We start from the raw sequence: 23,576 nt of genomic DNA on the forward strand, positions 1-23,576 counted from the left end.
TCATATGAATCGTGTATGTTGTGGTGCTTATGAGAATAAGCTTAAAAGGGAAGTACGGTGTGAATCCGTCGCTGTCCCGCAACTGTATATTCGGAGTTTTTTACAAATACCACTGAGTAATCGGGAAGGTGTAAAAAATGTTGATGATAAGCCAGGAGACCTGCCAAAACTAGTACACACCAATGCTCACGTGGAAATGAGTGGTGAAATTATCGTACGTCAAACGAATTTGAATTCCTGATCTTCAGGCTTATTTAAGTTGACTTTTACCGACCATCTTCCATCTTTACGCGAAGGTGGTTTTTTAGTGCTTGTCGGATGTCGATTTGTCTTAACTCTCCCCTATAAAGTTAGAAAATCGACATCTTGGAATTACTAAGATTTCCCCAAAATCAGTAGAAGCTTTGTGCTAAAGCTCCTACTAGCATGATGGTTAGTCATTTATGAACGCCTCATCTTACATTGCCGAATAGAGATGTTTAGGCATTATAGATGATTAACCATTATTGCTTATATGCCGGTGCTTAAAAACGATAATCATCACTCATCCCTCATTATTGTAAGCGGTTTCAAAAAAACTTGAAGAATCACGTTAACTAAGGAGGAATATGGAATGATAGAAACCTACATCGACTTATTAAAAGAGCAAATTATGCAAAATACACTTGGGAATACAGCAAGTACATTAACAGAAATCACCGAACAATTAATGCTTCAACACACAGATCACCAGCAAGAAATTTCAAAAGCTTATGATTTTGTGAGCCGCGAACTTTCAGGTGAATCGATTTAATACATGAAGTATCATTTTTCAGAGGTATACAAAAAAGCTTGCATCGAGGTAACAATCCACCTCCTGCAAGCTTTCTCCTATAAATTCAACCTATACTGGGTTAATGCAGATTTTGCATCCAACTGGTCGACTAAGGAATGATTTGTCGCAGCCTTCGTGCTATCTGTTCCTGATAGTTGGCCTAACAAAGCATCCGTGCTATTTGCTGATTTGGACGCAATATAGTTTTCGATCAAGCTAATGTTTTGCTGCATTTGCTCGATGCGGAATTGTGCCGAAGCATTTGGCGTTTCACCCATTCGCTCTATAAACCCGTTAAACGAAGATTGTAGCTTAGCCTTTGCCGCATTCATGTTATTTAAAAGTTGCGATTGGAATGTGCTCGTTAACCCGTCCGCATAAGCAGCTGGTGCCGAGATATTCGGCGTGTTATAAAGGCTTGTTAAGTTCGCCGCCGATGTGCCAGTTGATTGTAAGCTTGATAACAATTGTGATGCAACATCTGAAGTCGAACCTGAAGAAGTTAAACCGTTTACTAACGAGTTTGCACCACCATTTGAATACATATCCAGTAGCGAAGATACACTTGCAGCGGGCGTGGCGCTATTTGTTCCTGTTCCTAAAGCATTCATTAAATAGTTTTCAAAGCTTGTTCCTGAGATATTCGGTGTTGTAGCAGCCGCCGTGCCATATGTAGAGCCGAGTAAACTATTAATTGAATTCAGTGATGATAAGTCCATTGACATCTTTATTCACCTCCCTTTCTTCTATTATACCGTGACCTAGTTAAATCCACAAAACCCCCTAAAAAGTTCACCAGTAATATCCATTTAACATTACAATAAACATACAGGTTATTCACAAAAATTTACCTGTTGCCTTATCCATGGAACGTGTTACATGGATAAATAATAAACGGTCGATTTGCAATGCTACAATCGTAGCTAGAAAGGAGCACTTATGAAAATTCATCTTCATATTGAAAGTGATATACAACAAATCGAAATACATATTCACGCACCTGATTATAACGAAACTGTCGAACAGCTGATGAAAAAGTTGAAGCAACAATCCGTTTCAAATCACATCGCGGGCTATAAGGACAATAACATTCATTTATTACAAGTTCACGAGGTCTTTTCAATTTATAGTGACAATGGCAAAGTCTATATCCAAACAGATGACGAAGAATTTGAGGCAAAAAACAAATTATATGAGCTGGAAGAACGCTTCGAACATCAATTTATTCGTATTAATAAAGCAACGCTCGTTAATCTCAAAAAAATTATTTCCATCCAATCCAAGGTGCTTGGTAATCCGCAAATTGTTTTAGCAAACGATGCAACCATTCCAGTTAGCCGCAACTATTTTAAATCACTAAAAGAAGCACTCGGTTTAGGAGGTACTATGAGATGAAAAACTTTTTTATTAGCTTTATGGTCAGCGTATTTATCTCTTATTTTACACTTGCTATGATTGCATTTAATAATCCTGAAGATGTGTGGTCAAGTAAGACCATTTTCGTACAATTTATATTAGCAAATGGACTTGGCTTTATGATTGGCTGTGCGAATTTTTTATTCAAAATCCAGCATTGGCCATATATTGCTGTGTTATCCGCGCACTATCTCATTGTTGTCACATCCTCATTTATCATTGGAAATTTCGGCAATTGGTTTTATATGAGTGAACCGATGACTGTCATCTCATTATTTTTACGTGTGACAATTGTGTATGTTGGCGTTTGGATTGCGCTTATCTTTGAACAAAAACGCGCAATAAGCAAAATGAATGCGCAGTTACAAAAAAATCGAGGGGAATAACTATGACGAATATTATTGAAGTAAAACAGTTAACCAAGCATTACGGACCGGTGAAAGCTGTGAAAGGCATTAGTTTTCAAGTGGCAAAAGGCGCCCTCTTCGCTTTTTTAGGAAGTAACGGTGCTGGGAAATCAACGACCATCGAAATACTCTGTACATTGCTAGATCCCTCAAGTGGCGACGTACAAATAAACGGTCATGAACTTGGAACGATTAAGGGCAATGCTTCGATTCGCGAATCGATTGGTATTGTATTTCAGCAAAGCATTTTAGATGCAAAGTTAACCGTAAAAGAGAACATTTTACATCGCGGGCGGTTTTATCAATTGTCAAAAAAGCAATTGCAAGAAAACTATGCGTTCGCACAACAATACTTACAGCTTGAAGATATTGAATCAAAACAATACGGACAATTATCAGGGGGACAACGCAGACGTGCAGATATTGCCCGGGCAATCATTCATAAGCCTCCCCTTCTGTTTTTAGATGAACCTACGACCGGCTTAGACCCCCATACACGAAAATTTGTGTGGGAAACAATAGAGCGCTTGCGTAAAGAAATTGGTATGACGATTTTCTTAACGACCCATTACATGGAAGAAGCTGCGAATGCCGACCAAATTGTAGTCATGAAGCAAGGTGAAATTGTTGCACAAGGTACACCAAATGCATTAAAGGAGCAGTTTGCAAGTGATCAGCTTGTCATTACTTTAAAAGAAGCGTTCACAATCGACAACATTCAGTCACACACAATTTATCCTGTGCTGGCAGATGGGGATGTTTATAAAATCAACCTCCCCTCTACACTCAATGCACTCCCGATACTCAATCAACTCGAGCCTTATCTTTCGTCTTTTGAAGTGGTGAAAGGCTCGCTTGATCAAGTGTTTATTCAAATTAACGAAGAAAAGTAGGTGAAAATCATGCTCGTCAGTCTAATTAGCCGTAATAACAAAGTGTTTCTCCGCAATAAAATGCTCGTATTTTTCTCGCTCTTTTCTGTCCTCATCTCGGTCGGTGTTTATGTGGTCTTCCTTCAAAAATTACAAACGGATGCGATTAGTCAAGTAGTCCCTGTAACGAAGGCCATTGAGATTTTAGTGAGTGAATGGATGGTTGCAGGGATATTAACAACCATTGCAATGACGTCAACACTTAGCGTATTCGCGATTTATATTCAAGATTTAGAAACAAAGCGCACGGCTGATTTTTTAGTAACCTCTGCTTCCAGATTTAATATTCAACTTAGCTATGTGTTTAGCTCGCTGATGATTGGCTTTATGATGACGTTTGTTGCATTTATTTGCTGTGAGGTTTTTATCGTAGTGATTGGCGGTTCATTATTATCATTTTCTGCGTTTGTTAAAGTGTTAGCCCTGATATTAGTAGGCGTACTTCTCAGTTCAACGATCAACTTATTCATCGTACTTTTTATCAACTCTGAAACGGCCTTTTCAACGGTCAATACCGTGATTGGGACAATGATTGGTTTTTTATGTGGTATTTATGTACCTATTGGTGTCTTGCCTAGTACAGTACAAAGCGTTATTCACTTTTTCCCAGTAAGTCATATTGCTGTATTACTGCGTCAGGTGTTAATGGAGCCTTCTTTAGCTTCAGTTTTTGAAGGTGCTACAGCTTTTGAGGAATCCTATAAACTAAATTATGGTGTCGTGTATAAAATTGGCGATTCAATCATTTCTCCAGCTACAAGTGTGCTGTTCATTGTAGGTACGATTGTCGTTGTTTTGGGACTTTCAGCTATTGCTTATAAACGAAAATATAAATGAATAAAAGCGCGGCATCGCACCGCACTTTTCCCTTTTCTAGAAAAATGTATTATAGCCCACACCCATTATGTAAAGGGTTAATAAAATAATTCCACAAATATTGCCTAATTTATATAATTTCATTTGCATATTAGAAAACTCTGGTTGCTCCTTATAACGCCACTTTTCCATAAATAGCATCGCTTCTTCTGGCTCGTATAAGCCCCAAATGAAAAATCCGTATACCGGGATCGATATCACAATCGTGATAAATAACATAGGAACCCCCCTTTTTAAAGTTCTATTATAATCTCTTTAGGCAAGTAAATGGTAAATAGTTTCAAATTACGGGATGTATTGGTAGAATAAAAAGAATTTTTAGTTACTTCTGAAGCGATTGGTGTAGAACGCGGTGAAAAAGTGCTAGCAATTTTACAAGTCGGCTATCCTGACATGACACCACATGCACGTGAACGTACACCGATTGATGAGAAGTTAACGAATATTAGTGAATAATTAGCGAATGCAAATAGTGGATAACCTCAATTTTCATTTTGAGGTTATCCATTTTACTTGTTTAAAAATAATGTCATACCAGGGGCTTCTCTATCACGTACCGTAAAACCTAACTTTTCGTAAAATGGTTGCTTACCTTGTGCACAAAATAATTGTACCCACCTTATCCCTTTTTGCTCACAATATTTTACTAACGCTTGTATTAGATTTTTCCCTACACCTTTTCCTTGATAGTCAGGATGAATCATCACGTCACAAATAAATGTTTGATACACACCGTCAGAAATGATTCGACCAAATCCAATTAATTGTTGTTCATTATATACAGAAATTTGATACCAGCTGTTGCATATTCCTTCGTATAATTGTTCCTGTGAAAATAGTCTCTTCGCATTCCAACCGGTTGTTTTATGTAATGCTAAATACTGCTTTTTTTCAGGTGTTTCTTCACAAAAAATTAACTTTTCATATACAATACTATGTCTCATCGTAAACATCCCCTTTTATGAATAATAATACATATAATATAATTAAAATACAATTACAATCAAAAAAAGAACAATATGGATTTCTCCATTTTGCTCTAAAATTTAATGTTTCGCATGAATAATTGCCTGATGTAATAAATTCATCACATGCTCATCATCGCTCGTATAATACATCGTTGTTCCCTCGCGTCTGAACTTGACGAGGCGTAAATTTTTTAAAAAGCGTAATTGATGTGAAACCGTGGATTGACCTAAATTCAAGATTTCGGCAATATCATTGACCGCATATTCCTCGCAGCACAGTAAATTCAAAATACGAATACGCGTCGGGTCACTGAGTGCTTTAAACGTTTGCGATACGACAAATAATGTTTCATCATCCAGCTCGTGATTTACTTGTTCGATTGATTCGTTCATGTAGTTCCTCCTTTAATGATGGTGGTGATGATGATGCCCATCTGTTTCTGCTTTTACGTTACAAAATACGCTATCTTTATGTGCATGTGTACGACCTTCCACTTGAATTGTCGCGTGTTGAATGTTCGCATGTAATAAATCATGTTCAATGTTAGCTAAAATGGCGCTGCTTTCTTTCACAGTCAACTCGTCATCTAGTACGATATGGCATGTTAACGCATGTAGGCCACTAGTCACCGCCCAAATGTGTACATCATGCACACCGCGCACTTGTTCATGCTCTTTTAGGATGGTTAATACTTGTTCACTATCGACACTAGTTGGCGTTCCTTCCATTAATACATGTAATGAATTTTTCGTAACAAAATAGCCTCCACGTAATACGAGTGCAGCGACAATGACACTCGCTAATGGATCTGCCCAGCCAAAGCCGAAAAACATAATGAGTAAGGCTGCGATAATTGCGCCAACTGAACCAAGCATATCGCTAATGACATGTAAAAAGGCTCCGCGCATATTCAAGTTTTCTTCTGTGTCCGCACCCTTCATCATGATCCATGCAACTAAAATGTTCACAAGTAACCCAATCACACTAATAATAAGCATGCCTGTCGTTGCAACTTCAGGAGGATTTTGAAAACGCTCAATTGCTTCGTAAAAAATGAATAACGCAATCGCAATCAGTGTAATCCCATTAAATAGCGCAGCTAAAATCTCAATCCGTTTATAACCATACGTTTTTGACATGGTCACGGCCTTTTCTGACACAATAAACGCTACCAGTGCAATCGCAAGTGACACCGCGTCACTTAACATATGCCCTGCGTCTGATAATAACGCTAAGCTATTTGTTAAAAAGCCCCCAATTCCTTCCACAATCATGAAGCTAAAAATAATCCAAAATGAAATCAGTAACACCTTTTTGTTGGCACCATGTGAATGGTGATGGTGATGTTCAGCCATCTAATCAACCCCTTAATATATGAGCATATGTTCATATATAGATAATAAAACTTATTGAATTATTTGTCAATTAAACATTACTTTTAATTTTACTTCATATAATATAGCCAACTTTGAAACACGAAAGGTAATGACTATTGAAAAAATTAATTTTCCCTTTATTACTCCTTGCCTTCGCCTATGGATGTAATAATAATGATGATGCTGTTGTTGATGTTGTCGCAAGCCCTTCAAATGAGCTAAATACTGAACAGTCAACAGAAGCCGAGCCCTTAACAATTATAAAAACATATGATGAAGCCATTGGTCAGCTCGAAGCCTACTATCTAAATGAACAACTCACACAAACGATAGGTGAAGAAGACATTAATCTTACTGTAACTTCTGTTGAATACGGAAAAGTGTTCATTAATGAAGAAAACCGTGGCATATATGAGGATATTGGCGATGAATTTGGAAAAAATGTGTATATAAAAATAGGTGTTAAAATTGACGGAAACTTTGATAACTTCAAAGACAAGACGTTTTTCGCCTATCAATCAGAACTTGAAATAATGGACATCATAACACAAGCCGATTCAACCTTTAGCGATCAAGTGAAATTCGAAGGCGAAGCAGTTTCAACACCGATAACAGGCTATTTATATTTCATTACAGATGCCGAATTCCCAATAAAAAAAGTAAATTTGATTACCCCTGCCCCTTTTAATAATGGCGATAAACGCTCAATTTCAAATCCATACGAAATTGAATTGAATCTCAAAACGAAATAATAGGATGGCGAATGCATGGAATAACATGGCATTCGCCATTTTTTATTTTCAGATAATTTATAAAACAAAACATTATTTTGTAGTATACTAGCAATCCAGATACAAAATTTTACACAAGGAGGTTTATCCATGGAACATTGGGATCTATATGATCAACACCGCAACAAAACTGGTAACATGATTACACGAGGCAGTGAAATGGCACCTAACGAGTTTCACCTCGTTGTACACGTTTGTATTTTTAATAAGCAAGGTGAAATGCTAATCCAGCAGCGCCAACCTTTTAAATACGGCTGGTCCAACTATTGGGACGTAACATGTGGCGGTAGTGCAATTAGTGGCGATACGAGCCAGCAAGCCGCTTCACGAGAGTTATTTGAAGAACTCGGCATTACATATGATTTTGAAAATATCCGCCCTCAACTGACGATTAATTTTGAACGTGGATTTGACGATTGGTATTTAGTAGATTATGAAGTAAATCTAGATGAACTTGTGCTTCAGCCCGAGGAAGTACAAGGAGCGAAGTGGGTATCAAGAGAGGAAATCCTACAAATGATTCGGGAAGATACATTCATTCCGTATTATGAGCATTTAATTCACATGCTGTTTGATATGCGCCAAAACTACGGTACCATTACAAGAAGCTCGTTCAAGTAATTTTGAACGAGTTTTTTGTTTTGATAATAAGTGGATACCACTGCCCAAATTAACTAGCGGCTTATTCATATGGCCTTCACCTTCTTATAATGTTTTGGTAATATCATCGTGTAATTTAGGCCATGTAATCGTATTGTTTTTCCAATCCTCATAAATAGCCGCAAACAACACCGAATCTGAAATGGTCCCATCATCGTTTTCCCAAGCATTTCGTAAATAGCCTTCTTTCACAAAATTGCCCTTTACGAAGCATTTTTGCATCGCGATATTATCTGCTCTTGTATAAGCTTCAATTCGAATTTTTGAAAGTTCACCAAATAAATAATCCTGAAGCCAGTGCAATACCTTTACACCTATTCCTTTGCCACGCACCTCTTCTATGAGTCGAATATCAAAGAGCGGAATCGTATCCTCAATATCATCTATGACAAGTACCCCAACCTTTTGCTGTTGGTGAATAATCCAAAAGGTCTCTCTACCATCGCTATAATAGCCCTTTTTAATGGCATTTCGAATCGATTGATGATCAAGTTTAGCATTGGAATGATATGGCCAATCATTCGAACATAATAGCTCTACGAATTCGTCGGCTTCATTATTAAATTTTAGAATATTCATTACTTTCACCTCATTACAAATTGTAGCATCATAAGATTTAAATGCTAAAAGCTATCAGCTAATCTCTACATTTTTATCGAGTAATCCTAACTGCTTAAATTCCTTGATTAATGTATCTGTATACACTTCCAATGCTTCTTTTGTTGGAATTTGATCCAATAATTGAGCTCTATTATAATGCTTCCCGCCTTTTATCACGGCATCGATGTCCATTGTATGTTCAATGTTCACCAGAGGATCTGCATTTAATATCACAATATCCGCAATATAATTTTCTTTAAGCATTCCTAACTGATCGATTTTCAGCAGTTTACTTGCATTCATTGTTGCTTGTTGTAATGCTTCTAACGGCGTAAATCCAGCTTCAACAAATAATTGTAACTCTCGGTGCAGCGCAAAGCCTGGATACGTAAAAATCCCTGCTGGTGTATCAGTACCTGGTACAACAATCCCTCCCATTTTGAAATACGTATAGGCAATTTTTTGAATCATTTTCGTTTGAATCCCAAATGATGTTTGCCCTTGCTTTGCTTGTGCTGCTGATTGCCAATTTGCTAAAAAATATGAACCCTTTTCCATATGAGTAATGACTTCATTATTTGGCTTCCAATAGTTTTCAGCTCGTCGCATTTGATCATATAACACCATTGTCGGACAAAGCTTGATATTATGTTCTAATAATTGGTGACAGATGGCTTCTATTTTTGCTGAATCAGGCTCATCCCAGGCGATCGAATCCCAAACCTTTTGATCAGCAGACATTGTCCACTCTGGATAGATTGCCTGAATGATTCCTGAAGCATGCTCTAGCCAGTCAACTCCCATTTCAGCCACATCTAACGCATTTAGTTTTTTAGAATAAATAATATCTGTACTGACTTCTTTACCATATTTCCTTGCTTCATCTACAACAGCTTTCATCATTTCTGACTCAAGCCATCCATACGTTTTTATAAAATCCGCGCCTAACTCTACTTGGCGTGCTACTTCTTTTTGCGCAAGTAAGGGATTATCTACATTAATATTATAAGGGCTGTCATCGCCCCACAATCCTGGAGGGCCATCAATCATACGATCTGCCGATATGACTCTAGGCTCAGGTGCATCTGCTTTAGCTTCCATAAAAGGCTTTAATTCAATCACACTTCCCGCTGTATTGCGAACTGTCGTCACACCTGCAGCGGTAAAATAATTGGCGAAATGCTTTTTAATATGAACATGCATATCAATCAGCCCTGGAATCAACCACTTATTTTCACAATCAATCTCTAATTCATGCTCGACTTGTAAATGTGGACCGATTTTTTGAATATGCTGATTTTCTATAAAAAGATCCTGCTTCTTAAACTCACCTGTTTCTATATTTAAAACAAAACCATTTTTCAATAACATGTTCATCACTCCAATTATTTTAGTATGATTAAAATTTTAATCTAATTTAAATATTTTGTAAATACTAAAAATTTGCTAAAATAAATATAGAGGTGAGGAAATGAACGCTTTAGGCGAAAAAATAAAAGCACGACGTAAACAGTTGGGCCTTACATTAAAACAATTAGCTGGTAATGATTTTTCGTATAGTTTATTAAGTCAAATTGAAAATAATAAAGCGAATCCATCGATGGACACGCTTCAAAAATTGGCACAAAAACTAGATATGCCGATAAGTGAGCTCTTAAATAATCAAAGTTATATCGATTACAAATCACTTTTAAAAAAGTGCGAAAAGCTGTTTGTGATGGATTATGAATGGGATTTAGATCGATATGAGCAAATCAAAACTCAAATCGAGGAGGTATTAGAGGATTTAACGTTTCAACAATACGAAGAAGTAAGGCTCGTTGAAATTTATTGTAATTGTAAATATCAGTTAGACAATGAACTTCCCCATGATTTATTTACACAAGTCACACATTTTTACGAGGAAATCGGAAACTATAATAAGTTCTTACAAGCAAAGCTATTTTTGATTGGCACTTTATTTAATCAACAAAAATACGAGCAATGTCAGGAACATTTAGAACAATTAGCTGTATTTTTTGAAGAGAATCGTCACTTAATCGATACGTCTGTGTTACTCGATTACTTCCATATGCAGGCATTAATTTTTAGTGCAACTGGTGACTATGACCACGCTGTCCAATCACTAGAATACGGCATATCACTTGCAAAACAACATAGCCTATACAAAAAGCATGTCCGGTATTTACAATTAAGTTGTTTTGTTTATTCACAACTGCATGATGAAAAAAAAGTGTTTGAAACATTAACGAAATTCAAATATTATACCGAGTTTTCCGAAAACCTTTATGAGATTGGCTTTTATGACTATGCGAACTTTTTTGTACAAAATCGCTTCAGTAAGCATTCGATTACAGAATCACTAGTTTTATATATCGACGATGCGAAAAAATTATCGAATTATACGATTTCGCCGATATTTACACAGGAGCTTGCTTATAGTTATTGGAAAACGAATGATTATGTAAAGGTTATTGAGACTTTAGAACATTACAGTATCCCTAACCATATTACGCATCCACTAGATGTTGCAGGCTGTTTAGAAATATTGGCAATCCGTGCTTACTGCTACAACGAGATTGGCAAGCGTGAACAAGCAATTGAAGAAATTATCGATACTTATCAAAGAATAAAGCATTTTCCAAATTCTACGTTTAAGCATTCGATTGAGCATATTTATAAAAAGCTATTATTGCTTTAAATAGAGGTAGCGGATTGATTTTCATAGTCCGCTACTTCTAAGTTGTTTTCCCCATTGAAAACCCTTCAAATAATCTGCCACCGTATGGTTGTAATACATTGTCTACGAATTCAATAATTTGAGTTTTATCTTTTGTTTCATAATAGCGATTCAATGCTTCAAAAAATTGAAAGGCGAGCTGTTCATCATGCGCTTTTAATAAACGAAACACCCATTTAGAAGTCCCAAGCCACTTGCCATTTGTTCTTAAAATAAACTCACTCACTAATTCTGCCAATAGGTTTACAATAAAAAGTTCTTCCTGAATCGTTGAACAACCTATAAAATCATCTAAAACATCAGTAATAAAATAACGTTTACTATCAATTGTTTGATCCGTCCATCGCTGTGGACCGTTATCCAACACTTCCTGTGCGTCCTTTTTTAAGTCATCTACTATTCCATCATCTTTTATGACTATTCCTTCTGCCAGCATTTTTTGAATAGATGGTCTTGCTCTTTCGTAATCCATAGTAAAATACTTTTTATACGACGTTACATTATGTAGAAACACCTCAATAGGCCAACCGAAATCGACGAAAGATTCTCGATAAGAGTCTTTAAGTTCTCTATCAAACACAACAATATCTAGATCAGATGTTGCCGTAGCTTCACCACGAACGACACTTCCTGCTAATACTGCAGCTTGGCAATTAGGAAAATACTTTTCAACAAATTGGCGAGCTGCATGAAGTGGCTCTATCATCACATTATTTTGCATCACTATTCCTCCTACTTTTGTTTATTTTTCGGTAAAATCATAAAATATTTAAATGTATTATTTCTTACAAAACGAATAATATAATAACATACTTTGAATTCTCTTTTTCCACACAAGAGTGTTGTACTATCGCCACTTCAGAACACACCATACTCCCTCTCCAATCCATTCAATTCGCTAATTTTATAAGGATTTACATAAGAATACGCTTTTACTTATCAAACATTTATAAAATCAAGTATGATAATGACAAAGTTAAAAAATCCAATTCAATGAAAAATGAGGTATCTTTATGAAAAAATTGATGAATAAGGCTGAAAATTTAGTCCATGAAATGTGCCGTGGCTTTGTCTTTGCACAGCCAGAATTACAATTTAATGAAAAGTATAAAATCATTCAAAAAAAGAACATCAACCATAATAAAGTAAGTTTAATCAGTGGTGGCGGTAGTGGTCATGAACCAGCACATGCAGGCTTTGTTGGACAAGGGATGTTAGATGCTGCTGTATGCGGTGATGTATTTGCCTCACCTTCGCAAATTCAAGTCTACCAAGCAATTAAGGAGGTTGCTACAGACAAAGGTGTTTTAATGATTATTAAAAACTATAGTGGCGATATGATGAATTTCAAAAATGGCGCGGCTTTAGCGGCCGAGGATGGCATTTTAGTCGATTACGTAAAAGTGGCGGATGATATCGCTGTGGAAGATAGCCTTTATACAGTTGGTCGTCGCGGTGTTGCTGGTACTATATTCGTTCACAAAATTGCAGGTGCAGCGGCTGAACTTGGCTTTGATTTAGCTACCGTAAAAGAAATTGCACAAAAAGCAGCTGATCAAGTGCGTAGTATTGGCTTTGCCTTTACATCTTGTACCGTACCAGCAAAAGGCACACCTACATTTACACTAGCTGAAGATGAAATGGAGTACGGTGTCGGTATTCACGGTGAGCCAGGGATTCGTCGTGAAAAAATACAAGCAGCGGATGAATTGGCTACGCGCATGGTCAATGATTTATTAAAAGATTTAGGTGACGTTAAGGAAGTTACCGTATTAGTGAATGGCTTTGGTGCAACACCACTTCAAGAGCTATACGTATTGAATAACAAGGTCATTCGCGAGCTTGTAGGTCATGGTGTAAACGTTCACCGTACATTTGTTGGCAACTACATGACAAGCATTGATATGGCGGGTGCTTCCCTTTCGATGTTAGCACTAGATACACAATTAAAAGATTTATTAAACGCAAAAAGTGCTGCCCCAGCTTTTAAAGTCGATGGCCCTGCTGACCCAATCGAAATCATGCAACAAGAAACAACAGGTTCAACTGAAGCAACCTATACAGTTGAAACTCCCGTTGAATTTGCAAAAATCCAAAATGAACAATTCACACTCGGAAACATGCACTACTACATCGATAAAATGAGTGCTGTTATTATTGAAAACGAAGTACCTTTCTGCGAATTAGACGCACATGCTGGTGATGGCGATTTTGGTATGAGTGTGGCAAAGGGCTTTAAACAATTAAAACGTGAATGGGCAGAACTAACTAAGGCCGCATCTATGAGTGATTTTTTAAATAGTAGCTCGATGATTATTATGGAACATTGCGGGGGTGCATCTGGTCCAATTTGGGGCTCTGCCTTCCGCGCTGCAGCAAAAGCAATCGAAGGAAAAACGGTCTTATCTCTTTCTGACTTTGAACACATGCTACAAGCAGCTGTAAAAGGGATTCAAACGACAGGCGAGCGTTCATTTGGACGTGGCGCAGTTGTCGGTGACAAAACATTAATCGATGCACTTGTGCCTTGTGTTGACGCATGGACGAAAGCTGTCGCGAGCAACAAAACATTTGCACAAAGCTTTACAGATGGTGCACAGGCAGCTGTTGAAGGCGCTGAGGCGACAAAAGACATCGTTGCACGAATGGGTCGTGCTGGTACAGTTGGTGACCGTAGTTTAGGTCATCCCGATGCGGGTGCTTATGGTTTAGGTGTCATCTTTACACAATTAGCAAAAGACGCACAGTAAAAAAGCATTTGTTAGGACAGCTAACCTATTTTAATTTCATAGCAACTCTCTGTTTGCATACTAAAATACAATTTTTCTCTGTGGAGAAAAATTGTATTTTTTTGTTATGTCGACTCTCTAGTAAAACCTTAATTATTTTCAATCTTTCAACATTTACTAATTAATTGAGTCGCCTACTTTGCTTTGTTACAATGGATTCTCGAGAAAGCTAACGTTTTAAAGAATTTTTAAATCAATACCATTTCACTTTAGGCATGATTGAATGGAGGAAATATATGCAAACGATCAAACTCTTTTTTCAAACGATGCCTTTCAAACAGCGTGTCGCACTTATTTTGTTATTGTGTTTACTTATTGGATCCTTCTTATTTGTTCACTCCAACCACTCATTTTATGAACAAGATATTGCGCAAATTATTGAATCCAAGACGAAAAGCACCACTAACACAGAAGATATGTTTCAAAATAAAGATGTAATCGTTTCACAGCTTTTAATCGCTGAGTTAAAAAACGGAGATCACAAGGGAGAACGGATTGAATTACAAAATGACTATTCCTATTCTCAGGGTTTTGATCAAAATTATGAAATCGGAACCGAAGTATTCGTCAGACTTTCCAAAGATCCACAAGGCCCCTTAATGGGGATTATTGATGGAGTGAAACGGGATAAATATTTAGTTATGATTGGCTGGATTTTCGTATTGGTCCTCTTAGCTGTTGGGAAAAGACAAGGATTCTTTTCGATCATTAGCCTGGCTATTAATATCGGTATACTGTCGCTCGCTTTAGATTTGTATACGACCAGTCAAAATCAAAGCTTACTTTGGATTTGTGTTATTTGCATCGTGCTCTTCACGGTAACTTCCTTGTTATTAGTGAATGGTATCAACGAGAAAACATTTGCTGCGATTATCGCGACGCTTATCGGAACATTTTTGTCACTCGCGATTACGTTTATCGCCCTTAAAATTACTGGGGAAAATGGACTGCGCTACGAAGAATTACAATTTCTAACGCGTCCTTATAAAACGGTCTTTATGGCAGGGCTGTTTATTGGTTCATTAGGTGCCGTGATGGATGTGGCGATCACGATGTCTTCTTCGCTTTTTGGCTTATATGAAGAAAACCCACACATTTCAATAAAAGCTCTTACGAAATCCGGCATGGAAATCGGGAAAGATATTATGGGGACCATGACCAATATCTTATTTTTTGCCTATGTTAGTGGGTCCATCCCGATGCTCCTACTTTATTTTAAAAACGCATCGGCATTTGGCTACACACTCTCACTCAATTTATCATTAGAACTCGTTCGTGCTTTAGCTGGAGGCATTGGGATTGTCATCACCATCCCGATTGGACTTTATACCGCCCTATTTTTCATTCAGAGAAAGAAGGTTAAACAATGAATGCCATTGTGCTGTTAGCCATCATTCTATTTTTATTGATGTTTCTTGTAGGTGGGAAAAAAGGGATTCGTTCATTTGTTGCATTATTTTTGAATTTTATCGTGGTGATTGTGGCGCTGTTTTTTATGAACGTGCCAACATTAAATCCGGTTCTCATCACACTTGTAGCTTGTATTTTCATTAGCTACATTAACTTATTTTTTATAAACCAAATAAATGCAAAAACGAAAACCGCCTTTGTGTCAACAATCATCACGACCTTGCTGCTCGTGTTACTCATCACGTATATAACGAACAATGCTATGATACAAGGTTTCGGTGAAGAAGAAACAGAAGAATTAGGTGCATTTTCACTGTATATTGGGATTGATTTTGTTAAGGTAGCCATCTCCGTTATCATTATGAGTACGATTGGCGCGATTACTGATGCAGCAATGGCGATTTCTTCACCGATGCGCGAGCTTCATTATCATCAACCGCACATCGAGCGAAAAGCATTGTTTCGTTTTGGCTTAACTATCGGACGGGATATCATCGGAACAAGTGTCAATACATTGTTCTTTGCGTTTATCGGAAGTTATTTGGCCCTCATCATTTGGTTTAAAGATCTTGCCTATTCATTTGGGGATATCGTAAATTCAAAAATTTTTAGTGGGGAAATGATTACGATTTGCTGTGCAGCAATCGGTGTTATCTTAGTCATTCCTGTTACTGCCTGGGTGACTTCGTATTTCTTAACCAAAAAATCTAGTGTACCTCGTCAACATGATTCTAATTAAACCATTTTACTTGGGAAAGAAAAAATACAATTTTTCTCCGTAGAGAAAAATTGTATTTTTGTTAGTATTATACTTTAAATCGGTTAATTTCTTCATTTACAGCTAAAGCACCTTCGCTAAGTGACTTCGCTACAGAGTTAATTTCATGCATTGTCGCTGTTTGTTCCTCAACTGCAGCTAGAATGACACTTGATTCCTCCGCTACGGTTGTTGCAGATTGCGCCATTTCTGAAACAGATGCAGCTACTTCTTCCGTACTTGCAGAAATTTCTTCTGATGATGCAGATACCTCTTGAATTTGAGTTGTCATATCAGTAATCGATCCTACGATATTCATAAATGATGTTTGCGCATTTTGCACGTACGTAACACCCTGATCAATATTTTGTACCGTTACATTAACGCTCTCTTCGACTTCTTTCGTATCTTTTTGAATCAGAGCTGTTAACCCCGTAATTTTCGTCGCAGAGTTTTTCGATTCCTCAGCAAGCTTACGTACTTCGTCGGCTACGACCGCAAAACCCTTACCATGTTCACCTGCACGCGCTGCTTCAATCGCCGCATTTAAAGCAAGTAAATTTGTTTGATCTGTAATATCTGTAATGACTTTTGTAATGCTTTCGATTTCAGCTGATTGTAAACTTAACTGCTTAATTTTCTCTTTTGTTTCATAAGATGACTGTTGAATAACCGTCATTTGCTGTTCAGCTGTTTCAAGTGTTTGACCACCTTCACGAGCAATGGCTTGCATGTCGACCGCTTGTGAATGTAATGATTGCGCTGCTTCAGCAATTCTTCCTACACCCTGTGCACTTTCATCAGTTGCAATGGCACAATCATTCCCCATAATCGCCGCTTGACTTCCACCTGTAGCGATCGCTTCCATACGTTCAGCAATATCTTTTGTCGCGATTGTTACTTCATCAGTACTTGCGGCTAATTGCTCTGTAGCCGCAGTCGTATTTGAGACATTCATCGACACACTACTAATTAGTTCACGTAAATTCGCTTTCATCGTATTAAACGTCTTAGCCAGTTCATTAATTTCATCTTTTGTATTGACGATAATATCCTGCTCTCGCAGGTCACCCGTTGCAATAACTTTTGCAGCGTCTGTTAAACGATTTAGTGGCTTCGTAATATTCACTGTAATTCTATAAGCTAAGGCAATGGCTATAAGTGAAGCTATAATTGAAATGATGATTAACATTGTTATGCTAACATTTGCATCGTCTGTTGTTTGTATACTTGTAGTATTCATTTCTGTCGATTGAAAATTAACAATATTATTAATCGACTGTTGAATTGCTTGATTTGCAGGCACGGCAGAATTAAAAAGTACGCCTGTAGCCTTTTCAACCTGGTTACTATCTACATATTGAATGATTTCATCCACATAGCCGTTATAAAGAACTTGTTGCTCTTTGATGTTTTGAATTTCTTTTTGCATTTGCTCGTCAACAAAAAGTGGCTCAATTTCATTCATTATTTGTGAAACGGTTTCTTTGTATGTAGCAATATTTTCTAAATCTGCGTTGTCTTGACGAAGCACATACGAACGAATCGATAACCCTTGTAACGATGTGGCATTTTGAATTTTAGAAGCTTCAATTACTTTATAAGCACGATCATCTAGTAGATAAGTATAATCCTCATCTATTTTCGACATTTGGAATATAGAAAAAATTGCAATGCCGATAAGCAATAGCGTAATACTACTAAAGCTTAAAAATAGTTTTTTTCTAATTGACATAGTCTCATAAAACCTCCAGTATTTATTAGGATTAATGGTATATCCGTATACTATTTCGGCATAAATACTCAAATTTTAATAGATTTACTAGTTTTTTTGACACTTTCCCACTCTAAATCAGCTTGTTATTTATAAATCAATAGAATCATCTCAATAAATAATGAATTTAAACGTTTCCCATTTCCAAAAAAATAGTAGTACAAACCGTATGCTTGGTTTGCACTACTACTGTCATAAGTATGTTGCAATGAAAAACAAATCTTTCAATCAAAAGTCGTTAACTCTTCTGCAACGCCCTTTAAAAAATCTTGTTCATATTGAATAGAGAAATGTTCATCAACCATTGTATAGTTCATACCATCGATTACAGTTACATTTTTTATGGCGTAACGATTCATTTCCTGTGCAGACAATTCTTCAATCGGGAAATTCGCTTCTACTTGAGCCAACAATTGATGTAATTGCATTGCAGACAATTCACTTTCCGCTTTTTTCAGTACAACATCTAGTAGCTTTATTAGATTTGATTCATCTAATTTGTCTAATTCTGAAGTAGACATTAGTAATGCGACCACTTCCTCTCCGTTAAAACGATGCGTGCCTTTTTCCAGTTCAAATCCTACTTGCGTGATTGCGCGTATGTGCATATCTTCTTGCAAATTGTATTCGATTCCATTTATGGATTCAATCAGCGCTGAAATTGTTTCTAGATCAATTACCGCATAATGATCAATGGGTATGTTGATTAGTTTTGAAACCGATGCTTTGACATTTTCAGCACCTCCAAAACGATAGGCAAACAGTAATTTATCGTACAATGCCGAACCATCCTCATTTTCTGAAACGGGTGCATAGGCGTCTTTTGGAATTGAAATTAGATTGACCTTCTTTTGATTTTTATTATAACTAACTAGCAGATTCAGATAGATTCGGTCTTCCATCTCTTTTGACTTAACTGTAATTAACGCGGTCTTAAATTCATCCTCATCAAGTACTGAATCACTAGCAACAGGGACGTTCGGCTGATCAAGGGCATTAGTATGATTCGTTTCTTCAGTAATATTTCCCGTAAGAATCGGTGGTAGAAATAAAAACAGACACACGCCAATCATCAATACAGCAACGGTAACAGGTACATACTTTTTAAATGCGTTATGTGATTTTTTTTGCGCTGGGTACTTGTATTCAAGTTTTCGAATTTGCTCAAATACTTCATTACGGTCTTCTTTTGTAAATGTTAGCTGTTGAGTAGACGAATGATGTAACGTTTCACGTAATCTCTTATCTTCCATGAAATTCAGCCTCCTTTAGGATGGATTCTAAACGTTGTTTTGCCCTTCTTAATCGTGTTTTCACTGTATTAACAGAGATATCTAGCACTTGGGCGATTTCCTCTGACGTTAATGATTCATAGTAATACAAATACACCACTTCCCTGTACACTTTTGGTAGCGAATAAATCGTATCCTTGATTTCTGCCTGATCATACTTTTCTAACACGGCTTTTTCTGTTGATGGTAAAATCGATTTTGTCGTTTCATGGATAAAGCCTTTTACCTGCACCATTTTGTAATGCCAGCTTTTTAAATAATCCTTGCATTCATTAATCGTAATACGATAGAGCCATGTTTTTATTTGTGCATCCTGGCGAAAAGTTTCGAGCTTTTTATAGCATTTTATAAACGTATTTTGTACTAGATCTTTTGCCACTTCTGCATCTTTCACATAAGAAAACGCTACTCTTACTAATTCATTGCCGTAGTCGATCATTAGCTGTTCTAACATCTCGTCTTTTTCTTCACGATTCATGCTGAAGCCCTCCCCCTTCTCTCTATTTCAAATTCTGCTATTAGACGAGCACCAATTCAAAATAGGTTCAATTTCTAAAAGATATGTAAATATTTAGTTCATTTCTGCAAAATGGATTCAAACCACAAAAAGTTTATTATTCAAAAAAAAGGATATTTTATTAACTATAGAGAAATAATTAATCATCAATAAAAAGGGGGTTATTTATTTTGTCTAAATTCTTTTCAGATTTGCCAACGAAAGAAACTACAATCTTTAATCATCGTGGAAATAAAATTATAACAGCGGATAAAGAAATTGAGATTTTAGCTAGGTTTGATGAACCATTAATCGTTGTGCTCGGTTCGGTGCTCGATCATGATGAGTGTGATGCATTAATCGAATTGTCAAAAAATCATCTTAAACGTTCAAAAATTGGCTCTTCACGAGAATTAAGTGACATTCGAACAAGTAGCGGTGCATTTTTAAATGTTCCTGATAACGAAGTCATTAAACGAATTGAAAAGAGACTGGCTTCTATTATTGATATCCCTACCGAGCATGGGGAGGGCTTACATATTTTAAATTACCAACCTGGACAAGAATACAAAGAGCATTACGATTATTTCGCATCAACGAGTAAAGCGGCGAGCAACAACCGAATTGCCACTTTTGTCTTATACTTAAATGATGTGGAAGAAGGCGGTCAAACATCTTTCCCAAAATTAAATCTATCCGTCTCCCCCAAAAAAGGGATGGCCGTATACTTTGAATACTTTTACAATGATAGCGCACTAAATGAATTAACATTGCACGGCGGCGCTCCTGTGATTCAAGGAGAAAAATGGATTGCTACCCAATGGATTCGCCGTCAAAAAATCAGTAATCTTGATTAACCTATAGTAACAGTAACCAATTTTAAAACCTGCTCAAAATGTTTGAGATACGTGATTTGCAGACAGTAATTTAAATCACAATGAATTTGGTCCCGAAGATTTTATTGTTTGTCTGTTAAAAAAAGTATAACTCGAGCTGGATAAAAAATGTTTCTTTATACAGTCAATGTTCCCAAACACCGGTTTGGGAATGTTACACTTAACAAAAATATCCATTTTTTAAAATAAGGTAGATTGGGTATGCGAAATCATGCAGATTGTATTTGTTATTTTAATTTGAGTTATACCGAGTATCTTACTTACAAGTATATATTTAAAAATGCAAAAAGAAGTACAACAGCAATTTAAAAGTGAATTTAAACAGCCTTTAGTATTTATTTGTGTGGCATTAATAGTTATAGGTTTTTTAGTATTTATTTTCTTAGGCATGACCGTGTCTAACTTTTAGGGGGCACTTCAAGCTTGGGAACCTTTCAAACAGCGACAAACACTGTTAAATCAGTGTTTGTCGCTGTTTTTATAGAAAATGACACTCTGTAACGCTGCGAAAAATAATTATAGATATACATGTATTTGCTAACTTGAGACTTTATAATATAAAAAAATTTTTTTCATAGTGTCACAAATGCCCATTGATTTCAGTTATATATGTTAGAAAGGAGGGAAACATTTTGACTGTACTGAATAAATCCAAGAAAATTGCCGATTTAGATATAAAAACTATCGTGGAACAAGTTCAAACAGGTAATATCCAGGCCTATACAGAAATAATTCAATGCTTTCAAAAACCCATCTATACTTATTGTTACTATTTGTTAGGCAGCAAAGAAGATGCTGAGGATGCTTCACAAGATATTTTTATAAAGGGATTAGAGAATATTCATAATTTTTCTTATAATACTTCTTTTAAAGGATGGCTTTATAAAATTGCCCATCATCACTGTATTGACTTAATAAAAAAGAAAAATAAAGGATACAAATTTTGGACAGTTTTTAAGAAGGAACATACAAATCAGACTCACATACAAGAATCTAGCTATGACAACATCATTCATGAGTTATTGGAAAAATTAAATATGGACGAAAAAAGGATTCTACTTCTCCGATCCATAGAGGAATATAGTTTTGATGAGATTGCTTCTATTATGGGACTTAAGACAACTACTGTACGAAAAAAATATGAACGACTACGTAAAAAATTGATGAAGGAAAATACGTTAGGAGGGGATATTTATGGACACTCGTTCAAAACTGGAGGATAAGGAGTTAGCTCAGATAGAAAGATTTATTCGGGAAACACCGATAGAAGTTGATTTAGTTAATCGTACTATGAAAAATTATGAAAGTAAACGTAACACAAAGCAACCAAAAAGTTTTAGAACTCATATGAAAATACGTCAAAAGCTGATGATAATGACAACCTCTATAGCAATGATTTTTAGTTTGATTATTATTACGGGTTTAATTTCGCCAGCGATGGCAGCGACGATTAAAGAAGTGCCTATATTATCATCTATTTTTAAACTTGCAAGGGATCTAGGTCTACAAGCAGCGGATGAAAAAGGGCTCTCATCAAAATTGAATACAAGCGTTACGCATGAAGGCTTTACATTAAATGTAACAGAAGTAGTGTATGACGGTACACGTGTTGCAATTGGGATTGAACGCCATCATAAAGAAGGTGGAAATTCAAAAGAAAGTCTATCAGATCAAATGAGTAATATTGAATTTTTACTAAATGGTGAACCACTGAATCACACCAATTTTAGTGGTGTTTTTATACAACCAAGTAAGGATAATAATTCCACAATTTTTGAATTTTCAGATTTGAAAAATCAAGGTGGAGGTCCTTTCCCAAAGCAGTTTAATTTGACATTATCCACTACTATAACAGGGATTTCTGAATCTTTTAAAATCGATATTCCAGTAAGTGATATTGGTAACTATGTAAACCTACAACCTAATGTAAGTAGAAAATACAATAATATTCAGTTTACTATTGAACAAATTATGCTAACTCCTATTACAACTAGTATAACGACAAGAACGGCCTTGCTTGATAAATCAACTTCTGTAGATTCCCGGCAAAGAATGAGTATCGAAGTTTTTGATGAACAAGGGCATAAACTAAAACTAAATACTGGCAATGGCCGCCGTGAAACAAATAAAGGAAATAGCGATTTCATTATGGATTTACGGTTAAATCCATTTGAAACCTTACCTAAAGCCATTACAATCAAACCGTATATCCATCTATATAATGACTACTCAAAAGGAACATTTCAAGAGGATGAAAAAGGTGACCCGATAATTCAATACATTCCAGAACTAGAAATAACAATACCAATTAACTCAAAATAATAGTGCTCCGTTAGATTTATAAGCAGATTACTTCACTCAAGACGGATAAGATTTAGAAGGTCAATTCAGTAGAACTAAAATTTATAAAATATACGAAAACAAACCTAATAAACGTTCCCAAATCAAAGTTTGGTTCCGTCACAAAAAGCTCTAAAACGTTGTTAAATCAACATTTAGAGCTTTTTTAGTGTCATATTGTTTATACACTTTTTTATGCACTTTCTTCAAATGTCTCCATTTTCAGTATCATCTTTAGTTT

Annotated in this window: 25 protein-coding genes and 1 riboswitch; of the genes, 14 read left to right on the forward strand and 11 right to left on the reverse strand. The window is 36.3% G+C overall.

Translation table 11 applies throughout. From position 1 onward, the window contains the following. Positions 1–4: 4 nt before the first annotated feature. Positions 5–183: riboswitch (cobalamin riboswitch) on the forward strand. A gap of 430 nt (positions 184–613) precedes the next feature. Beyond that, positions 614–793, forward strand: a complete 180-nt coding sequence (locus NSQ62_RS12615) for a hypothetical protein (RefSeq protein ID WP_341320485.1) — start codon at positions 614–616, stop codon at positions 791–793. Between the two features lie 77 nt (positions 794–870). On the opposite strand, the gene NSQ62_RS12620 is transcribed toward NSQ62_RS12615, so the two are convergent. Further along, positions 871–1,539, reverse strand: coding sequence for a hypothetical protein (locus tag NSQ62_RS12620; RefSeq protein WP_341320486.1), 669 nt, complete (start codon positions 1,537–1,539; stop codon positions 871–873). A 214-nt stretch (positions 1,540–1,753) separates the two neighbouring features. Here NSQ62_RS12620 and NSQ62_RS12625 point away from each other — a divergent pair, with 214 nt between their 5' ends. Genes NSQ62_RS12625 through NSQ62_RS12640 form a run of 4 tightly spaced genes read left to right on the forward strand, consistent with a single transcriptional unit; the run spans position 1,754 to position 4,406 of the window. Continuing rightward, positions 1,754–2,209 (forward strand): LytTR family DNA-binding domain-containing protein, encoded by a 456-nt coding sequence (locus NSQ62_RS12625; RefSeq protein ID WP_341320487.1) that lies wholly within the window; start codon positions 1,754–1,756, stop codon positions 2,207–2,209. Then, on the forward strand, positions 2,206–2,616 hold the full coding sequence (locus NSQ62_RS12630; protein ID WP_341320488.1) for a DUF3021 domain-containing protein: 411 nt from the start codon (positions 2,206–2,208) through the stop codon (positions 2,614–2,616). The genes NSQ62_RS12625 and NSQ62_RS12630 overlap by 4 nt, the downstream gene beginning before the upstream one ends. 2 nt (positions 2,617–2,618) lie before the next feature. Beyond that, positions 2,619–3,530 carry an ATP-binding cassette domain-containing protein gene (locus NSQ62_RS12635; RefSeq protein ID WP_341320489.1) on the forward strand — a complete coding sequence of 304 codons (912 nt, stop codon included), beginning with the start codon at positions 2,619–2,621 and terminating at the stop codon, positions 3,528–3,530. 9 nt (positions 3,531–3,539) lie between these two features. After that, positions 3,540–4,406, forward strand: a complete 867-nt coding sequence (locus tag NSQ62_RS12640) for an ABC transporter permease (protein ID WP_341320490.1) — start codon at positions 3,540–3,542, stop codon at positions 4,404–4,406. Positions 4,407–4,442: 36 nt separating this feature from the next. Here NSQ62_RS12640 and NSQ62_RS12645 read toward each other — a convergent pair whose 3' ends face one another. The 4 genes from NSQ62_RS12645 to NSQ62_RS12660 form a co-directional block, all read right to left on the reverse strand. After that, positions 4,443–4,664, reverse strand: a complete 222-nt coding sequence (locus NSQ62_RS12645; protein ID WP_341320491.1) for a hypothetical protein — start codon at positions 4,662–4,664, stop codon at positions 4,443–4,445. Positions 4,665–4,954: 290 nt separating this feature from the next. After that, entirely contained in the window at positions 4,955–5,389 is a 435-nt protein-coding gene (locus NSQ62_RS12650; protein ID WP_341320492.1) for a GNAT family N-acetyltransferase, read from the reverse strand. A 102-nt stretch (positions 5,390–5,491) separates the two neighbouring features. Then, positions 5,492–5,806, reverse strand: a complete 315-nt coding sequence (locus NSQ62_RS12655; protein ID WP_341320493.1) for a metalloregulator ArsR/SmtB family transcription factor — start codon at positions 5,804–5,806, stop codon at positions 5,492–5,494. 12 nt (positions 5,807–5,818) lie between these two features. Beyond that, positions 5,819–6,769: a cation diffusion facilitator family transporter gene (locus NSQ62_RS12660; RefSeq protein WP_341320494.1), complete on the reverse strand. Its 951-nt coding sequence runs from the start codon at positions 6,767–6,769 to the stop codon at positions 5,819–5,821. 137 nt (positions 6,770–6,906) lie between these two features. On the opposite strand from NSQ62_RS12660, the gene NSQ62_RS12665 reads away from it, so the two are divergent. Next, positions 6,907–7,542: a hypothetical protein gene (locus NSQ62_RS12665; RefSeq protein ID WP_341320495.1), complete on the forward strand. Its 636-nt coding sequence runs from the start codon at positions 6,907–6,909 to the stop codon at positions 7,540–7,542. 129 nt (positions 7,543–7,671) lie between these two features. Then, the gene (locus tag NSQ62_RS12670) at positions 7,672–8,202 is read left to right on the forward strand and encodes an NUDIX domain-containing protein (RefSeq protein WP_341320496.1); all 531 of its coding nucleotides are present in this window, start codon (positions 7,672–7,674) and stop codon (positions 8,200–8,202) included. A gap of 84 nt (positions 8,203–8,286) precedes the next feature. On the opposite strand, the gene NSQ62_RS12675 is transcribed toward NSQ62_RS12670, so the two are convergent. Next, positions 8,287–8,820: a GNAT family protein gene (locus NSQ62_RS12675; protein ID WP_341320497.1), complete on the reverse strand. Its 534-nt coding sequence runs from the start codon at positions 8,818–8,820 to the stop codon at positions 8,287–8,289. 54 nt (positions 8,821–8,874) lie between these two features. Continuing rightward, positions 8,875–10,212, reverse strand: a complete 1,338-nt coding sequence (locus NSQ62_RS12680; RefSeq protein WP_341320498.1) for an amidohydrolase family protein — start codon at positions 10,210–10,212, stop codon at positions 8,875–8,877. A 100-nt stretch (positions 10,213–10,312) separates the two neighbouring features. Here NSQ62_RS12680 and NSQ62_RS12685 point away from each other — a divergent pair, with 100 nt between their 5' ends. After that, positions 10,313–11,542, forward strand: coding sequence for a helix-turn-helix transcriptional regulator (locus NSQ62_RS12685; protein ID WP_341320499.1), 1,230 nt, complete (start codon positions 10,313–10,315; stop codon positions 11,540–11,542). Between the two features lie 37 nt (positions 11,543–11,579). On the opposite strand, the gene NSQ62_RS12690 is transcribed toward NSQ62_RS12685, so the two are convergent. Continuing rightward, positions 11,580–12,302: a nucleotidyltransferase domain-containing protein gene (locus NSQ62_RS12690; protein ID WP_341320500.1), complete on the reverse strand. Its 723-nt coding sequence runs from the start codon at positions 12,300–12,302 to the stop codon at positions 11,580–11,582. A 292-nt stretch (positions 12,303–12,594) separates the two neighbouring features. Here NSQ62_RS12690 and dhaK point away from each other — a divergent pair, with 292 nt between their 5' ends. The 3 genes from dhaK (at position 12,595) to NSQ62_RS12705 (ending at position 16,519) form a co-directional block, all read left to right on the forward strand. Further along, positions 12,595–14,331 carry a dihydroxyacetone kinase subunit DhaK gene (gene dhaK / locus NSQ62_RS12695; RefSeq protein ID WP_341320501.1) on the forward strand — a complete coding sequence of 579 codons (1,737 nt, stop codon included), beginning with the start codon at positions 12,595–12,597 and terminating at the stop codon, positions 14,329–14,331. Positions 14,332–14,606: 275 nt separating this feature from the next. After that, positions 14,607–15,740, forward strand: coding sequence for a YibE/F family protein (locus tag NSQ62_RS12700; RefSeq protein WP_341320502.1), 1,134 nt, complete (start codon positions 14,607–14,609; stop codon positions 15,738–15,740). Continuing rightward, positions 15,737–16,519, forward strand: a complete 783-nt coding sequence (locus tag NSQ62_RS12705) for a YibE/F family protein (RefSeq protein ID WP_341320503.1) — start codon at positions 15,737–15,739, stop codon at positions 16,517–16,519. Before NSQ62_RS12700 ends, NSQ62_RS12705 begins: the two co-directional genes overlap by 4 nt. A 67-nt stretch (positions 16,520–16,586) precedes the next feature. On the opposite strand, the gene NSQ62_RS12710 is transcribed toward NSQ62_RS12705, so the two are convergent. The 3 genes from NSQ62_RS12710 to NSQ62_RS12720 form a co-directional block, all read right to left on the reverse strand. Beyond that, positions 16,587–18,272: a methyl-accepting chemotaxis protein gene (locus NSQ62_RS12710; protein ID WP_341320504.1), complete on the reverse strand. Its 1,686-nt coding sequence runs from the start codon at positions 18,270–18,272 to the stop codon at positions 16,587–16,589. Positions 18,273–18,535: 263 nt separating this feature from the next. After that, complete coding sequence (locus NSQ62_RS12715) at positions 18,536–19,564, reverse strand: LCP family protein (protein WP_341320505.1); 1,029 nt, start codon at positions 19,562–19,564, stop codon at positions 18,536–18,538. Then, on the reverse strand, positions 19,554–20,081 hold the full coding sequence (locus NSQ62_RS12720) for a sigma-70 family RNA polymerase sigma factor (protein ID WP_341320506.1): 528 nt from the start codon (positions 20,079–20,081) through the stop codon (positions 19,554–19,556). The genes NSQ62_RS12715 and NSQ62_RS12720 overlap by 11 nt, the downstream gene beginning before the upstream one ends. Before the next feature lie 209 nt (positions 20,082–20,290). Between NSQ62_RS12720 and NSQ62_RS12725 the strand changes: the two genes are divergently transcribed. From NSQ62_RS12725 to NSQ62_RS12735, 3 genes are all read left to right on the forward strand, one after another. After that, complete coding sequence (locus NSQ62_RS12725; RefSeq protein WP_341320507.1) at positions 20,291–20,956, forward strand: 2OG-Fe(II) oxygenase; 666 nt, start codon at positions 20,291–20,293, stop codon at positions 20,954–20,956. Positions 20,957–21,627: 671 nt separating this feature from the next. Then, the gene (locus NSQ62_RS12730; RefSeq protein WP_341320508.1) at positions 21,628–22,218 is read left to right on the forward strand and encodes a sigma-70 family RNA polymerase sigma factor; all 591 of its coding nucleotides are present in this window, start codon (positions 21,628–21,630) and stop codon (positions 22,216–22,218) included. After that, positions 22,190–23,317, forward strand: coding sequence for a DUF4179 domain-containing protein (locus NSQ62_RS12735; RefSeq protein WP_341320509.1), 1,128 nt, complete (start codon positions 22,190–22,192; stop codon positions 23,315–23,317). Before NSQ62_RS12730 ends, NSQ62_RS12735 begins: the two co-directional genes overlap by 29 nt. The last annotated feature ends 259 nt before the right edge of the window (positions 23,318–23,576 follow it).

The organism is Solibacillus sp. FSL H8-0523, from assembly GCF_038051985.1.
GTDB lineage: Bacteria > Bacillota > Bacilli > Bacillales_A > Planococcaceae > Solibacillus.